The following is a 15,186-nucleotide window of genomic DNA, read 5'->3' as shown; positions in this document are numbered from 1 at the left end:
GATACAAATTCCTGACTGAAATACGACAAGTAAAAACGGTGGTTAGTGTAACTGAACAACCGGTGAAGCAAAGGTTGTAATTTAATAGACGATCGGTCTATTATGTTTGTGATGACAAATACAACTACCAAACCCCGTCGCGGACGACCACCGAAAGCGGCTGGCAGTTCAAGAGACACCAGAGCGGAACTCATCCGCAGCGGGCTCGTGCATTTAACGGAAAACGGCTTTGCTGCTTCCGGCATCGATACGATCTTAAAAAAAGCAGGCGTGCCCAAAGGCTCGTTTTACTTCTACTTCGCCAGCAAAGAGGCCTTCGGTCATGCTGTACTAAACAGCTACGCGGAGTATTTTGCCGGTAAGCTGAAAAATGCCCTCACTAATGCAAATTTGCCTGCTCTGGAGCGCATCGCTGCCTTTGTTGATTCTGCCAAAGAGGGGATGGCAAAACATGATTTCAAACGGGGTTGTCTGGTGGGTAATCTGGGGCAGGAAGTCGACGGACTACCGGAAAGCTTCCGCAGCCGGCTGATTGACATTTTTCAGAGCTGGCAGGATCAACTGGCGGTATGTCTTGAAGAAGCTAAAGCATCCGGTGACATTCCGGCGACAACTAACTGTGCCGCCACCGCCGAATATTTCTGGACTGGTTGGGAAGGGGCGGTTAGCCGGGCGAAACTGGAGCGATCTGCACGCCCGTTAGATAACTATCTGACGTGTTTTATGAATGGTTTGCGGTAAGGAAAAAATTTTTTACGTGTTAATAGACGATCGGTCTATATTAATTCGAGTCAACCGGAGGAGCTATGTTTAAAGGTATTCTGATCGAAAAAGACGACCAGTACAAAGCGTCATTACAAACCATCGACGAGAGCACATTACCGGAAGGTGATGTGTCGGTGGCGGTTTCACACAGCACACTGAACTATAAAGATGCGCTGGCGATTACCGGCAAAGCACCGGTAGTCCGGCATTTCCCCATGGTCCCTGGCATTGATCTGGCCGGCGTGGTGGAAAGCAGCAGCGCCGAAAGGTTTAAACCGGGTGACAAGGTATTGCTCAATGGTTTCGGCGTGGGAGAGACCCACTGTGGTGGTCTGGCACAGAAAGCTGTTTTGAAAAGTGACTGGTTAATTCCTTTGCCGGAAGCCTTTTCCCCCGCACAGGCGATGGCAATTGGCACCGCCGGATACACGGCGATGCTATGTGTACTGGCGCTGGAAAAACACGGTGTCACACCGGATAAAGGAGACATACTGGTGACCGGCGCCAATGGCGGAGTCGGCAGTTTTGCCATCGCATTACTGGCAAAACTGGGCTACACCGTTGTGGCCTCTACGGGCCGGGCCAATGAGGCTGATTATCTTAAAAAACTCGGTGCCAGTGACATTATCGACCGTCAGTCATTGTCTGAACCCGGCAAACCGTTAGGCAAAGAGCGCTGGGCCGGAGCGGTTGATTCAGTGGGCAGTCATACCCTTGCCAATGTGTGTGCGGGAATGAAGTATGGCGGTGTGGTAGCAGCCTGTGGTCTGGCTCAGGGCATGGATTTTCCTGCGACAGTTGCCCCCTTTATTCTGCGCGGTGTTACGCTTGCCGGCATCGACAGTGTGATGCGTCCCCTTGAAGACCGGATTGAAGCCTGGGAGCGGCTGGCTGTATTAATCAACCATGATATGCTGTCAGAAATTTCAGAAGAAATTGGACTCTCTGATGTGGTCAGCACTGCCGGAGAATTATTGAAAGGAAACGTGCGGGGCAGAGTGGTCGTGGATGTAAACCAGTAACTTGCCATCGGATTTATATTGCAAAGACTGGCGGGCACCACGCCCGCCTTTTTAAATGCCTGCACCGGCTCAGTGATTTTTCAGCCACGCCACCACATCAGGGAAATGATCTTCTCTGGCAGCGGGATGGGTAAGCATGTTGATATGGTCGTAATCCATGGCGTTACCGTTTTGTTTCGCCAGTACGGTGAAGAGCACATTGGTGTCGCCGGTTTCGGCAATGAAACGCTGAATATCAACCGGATGGCCGAGTGCATAATCATTGATGGCAGCAATGTGCCAGGTAGGTGGCCAGTTCGTTTTGGTGGCGGCAGCCGCGTAATCAAAACCGTCTTTTAAGTCAGTCCAGGGCGTGTGTTTTACCCAGTGAACGCTTTGCGTCAATGAGCCGGAAGTTTCGTCATCCGAGCCTATTTTATACTGCCTGCCGGGCAAATAGCCTTTGCGCTTTGCGATAAAGGGAGAAAACCGTTTCCATACGAGCTCAACCTTAAACAACCGCTCAAAGTTCTTAGCGCTCACTGTACGCTTTGTGCCAAAGCACACCTGGCTGCGTACCTTTTCTGTGATTTCAGGATAGCGTGCCAGTACAGACGCTGTAAGCACGCCGCCCCAGGAATGACAAATCACATGTACTTTTTTACCGGTACGTTGTGCGATGAAGTTAATCATCATAGGGATGTCGCGGGTTATCTGGTCGTTTTGATCATGGTTTGGATCTTCAGCAATGGGAGGCGTACTTTTTCCGCGGCCACGCATGTCGGCAACGTACACATCAAACCCCTGTTCAGCCAGAAAACAACCCAGTCCTTTTCCCGATTCGGTATAGAAGATTTTCCCATTTTCAATGGCACCGTGGATCATCAGTACCGGCTCGCCGTCCTGAATGGCATGGATGTGACGCAGATGCAACTGATGATGACCGTCGGGAATAAAAAGGGATACCTGAGAAAGAGGGGATTGGCTTGCTGTCATAGCTCGTAACGTTAATGATTTGTTATCGAAGCATGCCACTACTTTTGGATAAGGTCAACTGGACAAACCAGTTGAGGCAGTCATCTTTCAATCTTTGAGAGCACAAAAAAAGGCCGGCATATTCGCCGGCCTCTGCTAAAGATGAAAGTTCCATTACTGTGTGCGGGTGCACACCACGTGCCTGACGGCGCTGCGGGGAGAATTCGCCATACTGTAACTGTCGTTGATGACCGCCAGCGTCGACATAGATAAGTCGGCTTCTACTGATTTTGACCAGAAATAACGATCATAAGTTGCAGAAGTCAAATCAACTGGCGGTGTTGCAGAACCGGTGAAGGCTGCATTTAACTCTTCCGCGGAAGGTACGCGCCAGTCTGTGTTGCCGTTGTCTTCACGTGCTTCGCAAAATGCCACCGCTTCAAACAATGACATACGGGGATAGTCGCTCAGTGTCATCCACTCTAGTGCAGCAGCGCTGTCATAGGGGTCATTAATGGCAATGGCTTCAATTTCAGCTTGTTGTACCTGATCAGCGTTACCGGCAAACCTCAAAGTGGCAAATGCCGGACTGGTAGAAGTACGCGCCACGACTACCTGACAGCTTGCATTCGCAGCCAGTGACGAGCCTGCGCAGGTAGAAGACTGCACCGTAAAGTGAGACGGGTTTAACCCTGCCAAACTATCAGTAATGCCGGAAATTGCGGATGCCGAAGTATTTTTAAGCGTCACTGTGGTTGTTTCTGCTGTGCTGTCGCCTGTAAGGACAGACAGCGCAGGCTGAGGTAACATCACAGGTGGTGTAATGTCCAGATCGACAGTCAATGTTTCACCACTGCCCTGTGTACCGGCTATACGCACAGACATGCCACGGAATGTATCTAAATAATCCTCGTTGATACCAATTTCATCGTCATCGTCAGGCATCAAATATAAGGCATCTAACGGACTACTCACCGCGGAGGTTGTGCGGGTTTGCGGAATAGATACTAATAATTGCCAGTTATCTTCAACACCTTTAGCAGTGAAAAGGCTGGCATCCAGTCCGGTGCTGGTTTTCAGCTCGAAATTCACGTACACCGCATCACCATTGGCATCAAGTGCATAGGGTATGCGGACTAACTGAACACCACCATCAGGGGAAGATGACTGAGACAATGTCACATTGGCCGGCGTTGTGACAATAGCCTGACGGCTGTCATCAATCCATCCTGCCAGGTTACGCATGGTCGCAGTATACGTTGCATCATGATCAGACAATTCTCCCATGGGGAAGGGACTGGCTTCACCGTCAGTTTCACAATCTTCAGTACTGCGGTAAGCAAAAGTCTCTGCCGGCAGATTTTCGCACTGGCTGGCTGTTGTATGGCGCATACCGAAGGTGTGACCGAGTTGATGAACAAAGGTCGCCTTTGAGGCACATGCACTGGCCGTGTGAGCCACATAGTGATCCCAGCTTTCAATTTCTGCACTGTGATTTAAAGACGCATAGCATACGTAAGGCTGGTTCGGATTGTCATTGATGACTGTGATAAGACGGTCATAGCTGGTGTAGTCTTCCACATTGGCAGCAATGTAACTGTAAATCTCCTGACGCTGAGCGTCACCAATTAATACCTCTGCGTCTGTGTAAGTGAAGCCTGAGGTGCTGCCGTTTGATGTCGTGTTGGTACTGGTTAACGTGTAGTGGGGCAGGATATGAGGCTCAAGCCAGGCACTACCTTCAGAAGCGTCCACCACATACTGGTTTACGGAAGCAACACCACTTATAAACATCGTGGTCAGGTCGTCAACAGAGAGATTATCTATCGCATCTCGGCCGGCAAAGGCTACCGGCAATACAAGTGTTTTCTGAGCGCCGGTGTTATTGCGGGTTGTGGTATCTGACTGTGCAGTAAAACTGGCTGAAATTTCACAACTTGCTGAGGCGGTGAAAGCGTAAATATTACCTTTTAGTTCACCGTCACACCCTGACACCGTTTCAACCATATTGGTGACATCCGGAACGAGTGTAAATTGTACAGTATCGCCTTGCTCTGCAGTTAAGCTGGCAGGATATATCATGCCGCCGGTCATGGTTGCACTGGTAATATTGACGGTGGTATCAACAGCGGCAAACTCACCATTTACGGTGCAGCCCGCAGTAATCGCGCCTGTCGTATATGTATTACCTTCCAGTGTTCCATCGCAACCTTCAACGCCGGTTAACGTGTAACCACTGTCAGCTGTGAATGTAATCGCCAGAGTATTTCCTTCAGTCACCGTGCGGCTGGTTACCGACGCACTGCCACCTGCAGATGTTGTAACCTCAACAGTATAAGAAGCGGGAGCGGGTGTGGAAGGGGTATTATCTGAACTGTCTGAGCCTCCGCCGCCACAGGCAGCCAGAGATAAACTTAACGCAACTAAAGAGAGTGACCTTGTCATGCATCATCCTTAAAAAACGGGCCGGTTTGGTTGATGTGATTACGCCGGCGACGTTTTTTAAGTTCAGACACAGTTACAACATATTTTTTAATCCAGACGACAAAATTTTAGATTTTGATCAGAACTGTTCGTTGTAACCTTTGATGCTGGCATACACCCGGTCTGAGCCGTCTTTCATCAACACTAAAACATCGTAAGGCATAAAGCGGTCGCCCATTTCCATACCCGGCGTACCAACGGGCATGGCAGGAACCGAGAGCCCGATGGCATTCTCTACCGGCTGTTCCAGAAACTGTTCGATAAATTTGGCAGGTACATGACCTTCAAACACGTATCCGTCAATAATGCCGGTGTGACACGACTGGTATTCAGGCTGGATGCCTGCATTCATTTTCAGTGTATATAAATCTGAATGGTCCACAGGATTGACTGCAAAACCCGCTTTTTCTATGTGAGAAATCCACTTTTTACAACAGCCGCAAGTCGGGCTTTTATACACATCCATTTTTGTCGCTTCCGGATCAACAGTTTCTGCCGTCGCGGGTAAAGTTGCCGGCAAAATCAGCAAGAGTGCTGTGAGTGCTATTTTTATGTTCATTAGGAGTCTTCCGGTTGTTCAGTTTTGGCTATCTAAACCTATTTATTCCCTGTACGTCAATACACACGCAGGATTCAGCTGATCACACGCAAACATTTCCCATAGCTTAAATATCGAGTTTTGCTATGAGATGATCCCCCCGGATTTCACGAGTAATTCGACCCGCGCCTGACTACTGGAGCAATTTCAGTGAGTTATGAAACTATTAATAAATATTAATCCGATAATTGACTTTATTTGGCAGCATAAATGAACCAAGTTGTGCACACTCCGTTAAAACAGTGTTAATTATTTTTTCACCGGCGGAGAGAAACATGAAATTTTATAAGTTAGCAGTAATCGGAGCGGCAGTTGCATTAAGTGCATGCTCCAGTGATGACGATGATGATGAGGTTGTTGTTGTCGAACCGGAAGAACCCACCTTCTCAGCATCTGCCACCTACGATGTTGAGCTTAATGGTATGCAGCAAGTCCCTATGAACATGTCGACGCAAATGGCGATGGCCACCGTCGAAGTTGATGAAGAGCTTATGCTTCTGCGGGCGACGGTGGACGTAAGCGGTGTTGAAGGTGTGTCAGCTGTTCACATTCATGACGGCGATATAGGTCGCAATGGTGATGTGGCATTCGGGCTGGAGATGACATCAGACGGTACATACACGCTGGCCGAAACCAGTATCACAAGCGACTTGATTGCTGACCTGGAAGACGGTGACTGGTACATCAATGTGCACACTGAAAGTTTCGGGGATGGCGAGGTTCGCGGTCAGATTGTTTCAGATGACATGGCCATCGTGACGTTTATGCTGGACGGTACCCAGGAGGTGCCTGCGGTATCGACCATGGCTGACGGTTACGGCTACGCGCTGGTATCGACAGCGACCTACGACCTTGATTTAGTGATTTATACAGAAGATTTGGACAATGCCAGTGCTGCTCATATTCATACAGGCCGTGCAGGTATGAATGGTGATGTTCTGGTTGCGCTGGAACAGTCCATGGACGACATGACGATGTGGATGACACCCGACGGCACAATGATTGATGAAGACACACTGGCGGTGCTTGTCTCCGGCGGCCACTATGTCAATGTTCATTCTCCGGATTTCCCCGGCGGTGAAATTCGCGGACAAATCCTGACAGATAATTTTGCCCTCGCTACATTTATGCTCTCCGGTGCGCAGGAAGTTCCGGCGGTAACTACCGAAGCATATGGTAGCGGTTATGCGCTGGTGAACACTGATGACTATGCACTGGAACTGACGGTAGTCACAGAGGGCGTAGATGACGCAACCATGGCACATATCCACACCGGCAGAGTCGGCATGAATGGTGACGTGCTTGTTGCACTGGAGCAATCAGCCGGTGACGCAGGCACCTGGATGGCGCCGGAAGGGACGATGATTGATGCTGATATCTTTGGCGTACTGGCATCGGGCGGTCACTATGTAAATGTGCATACACCTGCTAACGGCGGAGGCGAACTGCGTGGCCAGATCCTCACAAACGAGTATGCAATTGCGACCTTTATGCTGGACGGTGAGCAGGAAGTGCCTGCTGTTGATACCATGGCAATGGGTCACGGTTATGCGCTGGTAAACACGTCTACTTATGCTCTTGAGCTGGTTATCGATACTGAAGGGGTTGATGATGCGACAGGTGCTCATATTCATACCGGCCGAATCGGCATGAACGGAGATGTACTGGTGGCCCTTGAGCAATCGGCTGATGATATGGGAATGTGGATGACACCGGAAAATACCATGATCGATGCTGACATTCTTGAGGTGCTGGCCTCGGGCGGACACTACGTTAATGTGCATACGCCGGCAAACATGGGCGGTGAAATCCGTGGTCAGATCATAACGTCTGATTACATGGTAGTTACCTTCCCTCTGAGCGGCGATCAGCAGGTGCCCGCCGTTACCACAACGGCAACGGGTAATGGTTATGCGCTGGTGAATTCAATGACCTATGCCCTGGAGTTAGTTGTTAATACGGAAAATGTTGATGACGCGACGGCAGCACATATTCATACAGGCGCAGCCGGTGAAAACGGTGATGTTCTGGTAGGTCTGGAGCAGTCTGCGGACGACATGGGCATGTGGATGACCCCTGCAGATACGATGATCGATATGGATATCTATAATGTCCTGATTTCAGGTGGTCATTACGTAAATATCCACACACCGGCTAACCCCGATGGTGAATTACGCGGACAAATTGAATAACCGTTCTGAAATATAAAACGTTAAAACAGGCCAGCTTTTAAAGCTGGCCTTTCTTTTTACGGGAAACTTCAGGCATTAAGTACAGTTTTCAGCGAATAGCGATTTGTTAGGATGTTCCCGATTCAATTGGAATCATTCACAGAAAGGAATCAACTATGAAAGAGTTAACTGAAAATCAAGTTAATCAGGTGGCCGGAGGGATCTGGGCACACATTGCAACGGCTATTGCCATTGCAGATGCCGGGTATGATTTTTGGCAGGGATACTCTGATGCGAGGAACAAAGCATGAGAATGGCAGAGTTAAGCACTGAAGAAATTAACAGCATTTCCGGTGCCGGTTTGTTTTACGACCTGGGCGCTTTTTTTGGCACAGTAGCGAACGCTAACGATGCCATTTACGCGCAATACGGTAATACCAATCAAAACCACTGGTATCGCTATTAAAATATGAGGCTACTCCGGTAGCCTTTCTTGTTCCGGAATATCAGCAATGAACAGACTTTTAGATGTGACGTACTACACCGGCGCAGGCCTTTTCTTCGCTCAGGCGGTTTGGGAAAGGTTTGTTTATGACAGTCGCGATTTGTTTATAGAGCATTTTCAGACGGGGTTGCTATTTTTGATTCTGGCGAGTCTCAGCAGGCTCGTCTCAAAGGCAAAGTAAGAGGTTTCATACTTGCTGAATGACAGTGTTTTCAGTATGTTCTTAAACGTGATATGTCGTCACAGAATGGACAAAAATATAAAAAAGAGTGCATATGGAAAATGAAATCGATTATTCAGGCTATACCTTGTCTGAGCTTAAAGAAGCACGTTCAACCATAGACGAACAAGCCTGGCCTGACAGAGCCCGGATGCTCGATCAACTGATTGCCGCCAGGGAATCTGCCAGCATGTCTTCTCCGGAACCGGCTGCCGGTACGCACCAGCCCGGGGCTCCTCAGGATGATACCGGGCAGGCGGCACAACCGCTACGCACAGTGCCTGTAAAATTTCATGGTATAACAGGCGAGTTTTTCTCAATCTGGATCGTCAATCTGGCCCTAACCATCGCTACACTGGGTATTTATTCTGCCTGGGCAAAGGTAAGAACTAACCGTTATTTTTACGGCAATACCGACATAGACGGTCACCGTTTTGCTTACCTGGCTGAACCCCTGCAAATCCTCAAGGGGCGCGCCATCGCCGTGGTACTTTTTGGCGGCTATTTCCTTGCCAGTTACTTTAATCCGCTTGCCGGCGTCATCGTGGCCATTTCTCTGGGTTTGCTAACACCTGTACTGGTGATTCTCAGTTACCGTTTCAAAATGCGTATGACGTCTTACCGCAATGTCCGCTTTAATTTTAAAGGTCGTTTCGGCCGGGCGTTTGTTGTCTTTGTACTTTGGCCGGTAGCCAGTTTATTTACTCTTTATCTCATATTGCCACTGGCCCTGAAAAAGATAGACCAGTTCTTGCTGGAATCATCCGGTTACGGCGATAAGTCATTTAAAACCCGTTTAAATACCGGTGAATATTTCGGCACAGGGATCGCCGCCGGCGCCATCGCGTTTGGTATTTTCCTGATTGGCGGGATCTTTATGGCAGTGGCTATGTTTTCCACTTCATCAGGTGAAGAGTTTTCTTCATCGGGTTCTCTGGTATTCACTTTCGGCACATTTGCTATGTATTTTCTGGCCTATGTGATTGCGTCAGGCTTTTATTCAGCACGCATCCGGAATCATCTTTTTGCGGTTACAGAGCTTGACGGTATTGCGAGATTCTCATCAGACGTGGGGGTGGGTGAGCTTATCAGCCTGCGCGGCACGAACATTCTGGCCATCATTTTCACACTGGGCTTTGCCTTCCCGTGGACCAAAGTCCGCACCGCTAATTTCTATGCAGAGCGTACGCAGGTAGCGATACTGTCTGATGTCGATAAGGTCATGGAAGGCTACACCAGTGATGTTGGTGCGGCGGGTGAAGAAGCTGCCGGATTGTTCGATGTGGATATTGCTCTGGGGTAAATTGTGGCAAAAGGACAGTTGTATCCCCGTGCCGGCGCTGCGGCATACCAGGTTGACTGTGATGTGAACGGTGAAGCACTGATTGTCGGCAGCTTTGAAGGCAATGGTGAGCAAACGTATCTGCGTAGTGAGGTGACCTGCAAACCTAAATTGGGTCGCCTTCCCCGTGAAATCACCTTGCCCGGTAATGTATTACTGGTGTGCGACAGTTCAGCGCCTCTGGATGCCTGGCTGGATGGAAAGGGCGGAGACGCCATCAATAAACTGGAATCAAAACGACACTGGGTAATTGCCAGTGTCGTGATGGTGCCGGTTTTATTGTATCTGGTCTTTGCTTTTATCATGCCCTGGATAGCGGTGCGATTTGCTGATGTGATCCCGCAGGAAGTAAAGTTTGTTGCCTCACAACACACGCTGAGTGCCATGGATGCCACCATCCTGGAGCCAAGCGGCTTGCCGGTTACGCAACAATCATCGTTACAGGCTCATTTTCATAAAGTGATCAACGATATCCGTGTTAATCATGAATACTTTAATATTCAGTTCCGTAAATCCTCTTTTACCGGGCCAAACGCATTTGCCTTACCCGATGGCACCATTGTTTATACTGATGACATGATCGCCCTTGCCGGGGAGGATTTAGCAATACTCGATGCCATTTTGCTCCACGAAGTGGGTCACGTTGAGCAGAATCACTCCATGCAGATGATTGCCGAATCGTTATTTACGACATTGGCGGTTTCTTACTTTTTCGGCGATCTCACCGGTGCCATTGAAGCTTTCTTCGGTGTCGGTTCCACCGTGCTGCATAATAAGTTCTCGCAGGCTCACGAACGTGCAGCCGATGATTTTGCGTTACATCAGCTTTCCGTCACCGGCCGCAATCCGGAAGATTTCGCCAGAGCGATGGAAAAACTGAGTGAATCATTGCCTGAGGCCAGTGAAACCGTAGAGAACTGGTTGTCAACACATCCGGTTATGAAGGAGCGGATTGAAAAGGCGAGGGCGTTTAATCAATAATAGCGCAGACTTGTAGCAGAAGGTCAGAATGAGAGAGTACTCATTCTGACCTCCGCTATTTGAAGTGTCTCAGTTCGTCTGTTTCATCAATTTCAAATCGATGGCCAGTTCAACCTCATAAGCTACGCTGGCATTTGTAGCCCAACTGCCGCTGCCGATCTCAAAGTCCCGTCTGTCAATGATCGCTGAGCCAATAAACCGGGCCTCATCATTGCTTTCCTGCCAGCTGAACGTCACAGAAATTGGTTTTGTCATTCCCTTTAAGGTGAGTTCGCCGTCAGCAATAAATTTACCATTTTCTTTTCTGATATCGCGACTCAGATAGTGCGCCTCAGGATGGGCTTCAGTTGCGAACCATTGACTACCTTTAATGGTGCCATCCCAGTCTTTGTTGTTAGTCGTAATGCTTTGGGTATTGATTGTGACATCAATGATTCCGTTTTCAGGATCTGCAGGGTCGAAATAGATTGCCGGCGTAAACTGACGGATTGCGCCGGTAAAAGGTTGGCCTGCGTAGCTGTTGTTAAAGTTAAAATTATCAGGCGTTGCGACCATTTCCCATCGCGGGCTGTCAGACTGATTCACTTCCTGTTGTGCTGCAGGGGCCGTTGGAAGCTGCGTTGCGACCGGTACATCTGAGGCGTCCGCGGATGTTCTTTCAGCTTTATAGAAAGTAAAGCCGATCAATAAAACAAGTACGGAAGACAGCGCACCTGCGCTGACAAGCTGCTTTCCGGGCAACATTCGCGGTAACAGGCTGATGCCATCCAGGAGCTTATGCAGAACCAGCATGGCAATGTGTCCGGCTACCATCAGTGCGATAATGTAAAACAAATATTCATGCAAAGATGAAAATAAGTCCCGGCTCCCGTTATCCAGTCCCGGAATATGAGGAACTGAAATTAAATTGAACCAGGCAAACGGATAACCGGCGGCAGAATTTAACAGCCAGCCACTCAACGGAACCGCCAGCATGAGCAGGTACAGCCCCCAGTGACCGGCTGACGCCAGCTTTTCCTTCAGCGGAGGGAGTCCGGGCGGGGCAGGAGGATGTGCCAAGCGCCAGAACAAGCGCACCACAGCCAGTACCAGTACTGTAAATCCTGCAGACTTATGCAGCACAAACAGTTCAATTTTATCCGGAGAGCTTGGCATTCCTTCAGCAACCAGGCCAAGAGCGATTGCCCAGAATATTAATATTGCAATTGCCCAGTGCAGTATGCGGGCAACCAGATTATAAGGTTTTGAAATGGTATTCATGGTTGATAAATCCGGTTTGAAATTGCAATTAGATTACAGACGTTCCGGCAAACCTGCGACTGCAAGGCATCTCTATTTTGAGAATAATTTAACCTGATTTATCGAATTCAATGGCAGTCCGGTAGTTTCAAAGCGCCAGTGTCATAAAATGACTGTTCGGATCGGGTTGATAAGATGCAAAAGGTCCGCAGTCTTTAAAACCATTGCGGTAGTAGAGTTTTCTTGCGGCTTCGAAGTAAGGCTGGGTGCCCGTTTCCAGACTGAGGGTGGTAAATCCCTTTTCCCGACAAAAGGAGATGGCGTGGAGGAGCAAGGCATATCCGGTGCCGGTTCCTCTGGCCGCTCTGGTGGCGCGCATGGATTTAAGCTCTGCTTCAGTATCGCTGTGCTGCTTTACTGCCACACAGCCCAGTAATTCACCGTCTCTTCTGGCCGAGAAAAAGTGAATATCCGGTGCTTTCAGAGCGCTCAAGTCCAAAGCATGTACGCTTTCTGCCGGTGATGTTGCGAACATATCGGCCAGATGTTCTTCCAGCAGTGCAACAATGTCGCTGCCTTGCAGGTTGTCGTACTGAATGTGCATGCTACTGTCTCTGTTTAAATTGCAGATAAATGAGAATACAAAATCCAGCTGCCGATGCCAATTTCAGAATGAGCAGAGGCCCGTTGACGGGATAGAATACACCGGCAACGGGCTTTACAGGATTAGTTTGTCATCAGAAGTCGTAGCTGAGCTGTACAACTATCTCCCTTGGCTCGCCGGGGAAGTGGCCATTACGTTCGCTGAATCCGCTGACTGCGTAGACTTTATCAAACAGGTTCCGCACGTTTACGCTTAACAGCAGATCATCCCACGACGTTGTCCAGCTGGCATCAAACACGGTGTAAGGTTTCACTTTCTGACCGTTCAGGCTTCGTTGTTCACTGACGTAATCAACCCCGAATGCCACGGAAGAATCAATACTGTCGATAGCATAGCGTGTCCAGAGTCCTGCCTGATGGCGGGGTGTATTGGCCAGGCGGGTGCCGTCATAAGTGTTGGCGGTCTCACCTGATGCAATCCGCGTATCGTTGTAGGCATAGTTGGCAGTCACGCTTATGGTATTGGTTATATCACCCACCAGGGTGAACTCTGCGCCTTCGCTTTCCACCAGTCCGAAATTAATCAGCGCCGGCTCTGTGGCATCATTTTCACCTTCGATGTAGTCCGGATTGGCAATCACAAGGTTTTCTTTGTCGATTTGATAAACGGCAACGGTTATCATGATGCGGTTATCCAGCCAGCTTTGCTTGAGGCCCAGTTCCACCTGTTCGCCGGTTTCCGGAGAAAGTTGAACAGGGCCGGCTTCCGCGAAGTCGTTGGGATCCACAGGGTTGAAACTCTGCGAATAGTTCAGGTAGACGGTAGTGTTGTCAGAAGGCGTGTAGATAAGGCCGGCGCGGGGCGATATATCACTGTCAGAATATTCCGCCAGCGTTTCTTTGTTTTCTTCATCGAAATGATCAAGTCTGGCACCTACAAGAAGGGCCCATGAAGGTGAAAACTGGATCTTGTCCTGAATGTAGGCACTCATTCGCTGACGTTTATTGCCGTCACGGTTCATGTCTGTGAGATCATATGTTGAAGGGTCGGTAATGCCGTAATTCAGGGTGAAGATATTCAGGTTGGCAACGCCGTCCGCTTCATAACGGGCACGGAAGTAGTCGTATTCTGTTTCCATATTGTGGAAGTCACCACCAAATAAGAACTGGTGTGCGGTTTCACCGGTGTCGAAATCATACACGAAGTCCAGTGTCAGGCTGATTTCATCATTTGCTCTGTACTGTTTACGGTATTCGCGACGGATAATTTGATCATCAATATTGGCTTCACCGTCGCCGTTGGCATCCACCCAGCTTCTGGATTCATGATAGGCCTGCTCACGCTCGTTATCCAGATAACGCAGTGTGCCGTTAAACGACAGACTGTCTGTGAAGTTGTGGGTGAGGTTTGCCTGTAAAACCAGCGCTTCGAGATCCTGATAATCGCCTTTCTCGTTTGCGTTGTAGCTGCGATCTACAATGAAATTCCCGTCGTCATCCACGGGTACACCACGCAGGCGGTTGCCGCCCAGGTTCTGCACGATGTAATCGAAGGTTGTGGTCAGGGTGGTATCCTGTCCTGACAGGAAAGTCATGCCGCCTGACAGTTCAATATTTTCTGAATCAGCGTTATTTCTGAAGCTGTCCTGGCTTTCATAGAACCCGCCTAAACGGTATGCCGCGGTGTCAGAAACCGCACCGGTAAAGTCAGCTGATGCACCTGCCAGTGAGAAATTACCGCCTGTCAGGGTGATATTTTTCTTTTCTTCAAAAGACGGTTTCCGGCTGACGTAGTTAATCATACCGCCCGGCTCGCCGCCGCCATACAGGGAAGCCGCCGGCCCTTTCAGCACTTCCACACGTTCCACGTTAAAAAGCTGAGGCACACTGAAGCCGGAGAAAGGATCGCCGCGGACGCCATCATAAAACACATTACCGTCGTCCCTGAAGCCACGGAATGTCACGCCGGAGTAACTGAATTCACTGACCCCGGCAATAGAGCGGTACATATCCGTGATGTCGCGTGCGGCCTGATCCTGAATGAGCTGGCGGGTTAACACCTGCACCGACAACGGAATTTCCATAATATCTGCGTCGGTCTTTGTTCCAAGGCGGGTATGGCTGTCCAGATAGAATTGCTGTGCACGACCTTTTACTTCGATTTGTTCTACATCTTGCTGGTCCTGCGCACAGACAGACATTGTCGTCAGCGCAGCTGCGACAGCCAGGGAGAGGGGTTGATATTGCATGAAAAGAAAAGCCTGAAAGTTAAGATATGTTAAGAACTGATAATTATTCTCAT

At 49.3% G+C, this 15,186-nt stretch carries 14 protein-coding genes; 8 read left to right on the top strand and 6 right to left on the bottom strand.

Annotated features, from left to right (window positions below):
- The first annotated feature begins 111 nt into the window (after positions 1-111).
- Together acuR and acuI are read left to right on the top strand one after the other, a co-directional pair.
- Entirely contained in the window at positions 112-741 is a 630-nt protein-coding gene (acuR, locus tag ACXAGC_RS04570) for an acrylate utilization transcriptional regulator AcuR (protein WP_474842793.1), read from the top strand.
- A gap of 65 nt (positions 742-806) precedes the next feature.
- Positions 807-1,787: an acrylyl-CoA reductase (NADPH) gene (acuI, locus tag ACXAGC_RS04565; RefSeq protein ID WP_474842791.1), complete on the top strand. Its 981-nt coding sequence runs from the start codon at positions 807-809 to the stop codon at positions 1,785-1,787.
- 69 nt (positions 1,788-1,856) lie between these two features.
- On the opposite strand, the gene ACXAGC_RS04560 is transcribed toward acuI, so the two are convergent.
- From ACXAGC_RS04560 to ACXAGC_RS04550, 3 genes are all read right to left on the bottom strand, one after another.
- Entirely contained in the window at positions 1,857-2,762 is a 906-nt protein-coding gene (locus tag ACXAGC_RS04560) for an alpha/beta fold hydrolase (protein WP_474842789.1), read from the bottom strand.
- 153 nt (positions 2,763-2,915) lie between these two features.
- Positions 2,916-5,186, bottom strand: coding sequence for a hypothetical protein (locus ACXAGC_RS04555; protein ID WP_474842787.1), 2,271 nt, complete (start codon positions 5,184-5,186; stop codon positions 2,916-2,918).
- Positions 5,187-5,304: 118 nt separating this feature from the next.
- Positions 5,305-5,784: a DUF411 domain-containing protein gene (locus ACXAGC_RS04550; protein ID WP_474842785.1), complete on the bottom strand. Its 480-nt coding sequence runs from the start codon at positions 5,782-5,784 to the stop codon at positions 5,305-5,307.
- Between the two features lie 314 nt (positions 5,785-6,098).
- On the opposite strand from ACXAGC_RS04550, the gene ACXAGC_RS04545 reads away from it, so the two are divergent.
- The 6 genes from ACXAGC_RS04545 to ACXAGC_RS04520 all read left to right on the top strand — a co-directional run bounded on the left by ACXAGC_RS04545 (position 6,099) and on the right by ACXAGC_RS04520 (position 11,042).
- Positions 6,099-8,015, top strand: a complete 1,917-nt coding sequence (locus tag ACXAGC_RS04545) for a CHRD domain-containing protein (RefSeq protein WP_474842783.1) — start codon at positions 6,099-6,101, stop codon at positions 8,013-8,015.
- Between the two features lie 155 nt (positions 8,016-8,170).
- Entirely contained in the window at positions 8,171-8,305 is a 135-nt protein-coding gene (locus tag ACXAGC_RS04540; protein WP_474842781.1) for a class IIb bacteriocin, lactobin A/cerein 7B family, read from the top strand.
- Positions 8,302-8,460 carry a hypothetical protein gene (locus ACXAGC_RS04535; RefSeq protein WP_474842779.1) on the top strand — a complete coding sequence of 53 codons (159 nt, stop codon included), beginning with the start codon at positions 8,302-8,304 and terminating at the stop codon, positions 8,458-8,460. The genes ACXAGC_RS04540 and ACXAGC_RS04535 overlap by 4 nt, the downstream gene beginning before the upstream one ends.
- Positions 8,461-8,506: 46 nt before the next feature.
- Complete coding sequence (locus ACXAGC_RS04530; protein WP_474842777.1) at positions 8,507-8,680, top strand: hypothetical protein; 174 nt, start codon at positions 8,507-8,509, stop codon at positions 8,678-8,680.
- 94 nt (positions 8,681-8,774) lie between these two features.
- Positions 8,775-10,022 carry a YjgN family protein gene (locus ACXAGC_RS04525; protein ID WP_474842775.1) on the top strand — a complete coding sequence of 416 codons (1,248 nt, stop codon included), beginning with the start codon at positions 8,775-8,777 and terminating at the stop codon, positions 10,020-10,022.
- A 3-nt stretch (positions 10,023-10,025) separates the two neighbouring features.
- Positions 10,026-11,042 (top strand): M48 family metallopeptidase, encoded by a 1,017-nt coding sequence (locus ACXAGC_RS04520; RefSeq protein ID WP_474842773.1) that lies wholly within the window; start codon positions 10,026-10,028, stop codon positions 11,040-11,042.
- Positions 11,043-11,111: 69 nt separating this feature from the next.
- Here the strand turns inward: ACXAGC_RS04520 and ACXAGC_RS04515 are convergent, their stop codons facing one another.
- The 3 genes from ACXAGC_RS04515 to ACXAGC_RS04505 all read right to left on the bottom strand — a co-directional run bounded on the left by ACXAGC_RS04515 (position 11,112) and on the right by ACXAGC_RS04505 (position 15,133).
- Complete coding sequence (locus ACXAGC_RS04515; RefSeq protein ID WP_474842771.1) at positions 11,112-12,302, bottom strand: cytochrome b/b6 domain-containing protein; 1,191 nt, start codon at positions 12,300-12,302, stop codon at positions 11,112-11,114.
- A 127-nt stretch (positions 12,303-12,429) separates the two neighbouring features.
- The gene (locus ACXAGC_RS04510) at positions 12,430-12,885 is read right to left on the bottom strand and encodes a GNAT family N-acetyltransferase (RefSeq protein ID WP_474842769.1); all 456 of its coding nucleotides are present in this window, start codon (positions 12,883-12,885) and stop codon (positions 12,430-12,432) included.
- 133 nt (positions 12,886-13,018) lie between these two features.
- Entirely contained in the window at positions 13,019-15,133 is a 2,115-nt protein-coding gene (locus tag ACXAGC_RS04505) for a TonB-dependent siderophore receptor (protein WP_474842767.1), read from the bottom strand.
- Positions 15,134-15,186: the final 53 nt, after the last annotated feature.

This window comes from Alteromonas sp. AWJ4_197, from assembly GCF_056160285.1.
This window is presented reverse-complemented; position numbering and strand designations above follow the sequence as displayed.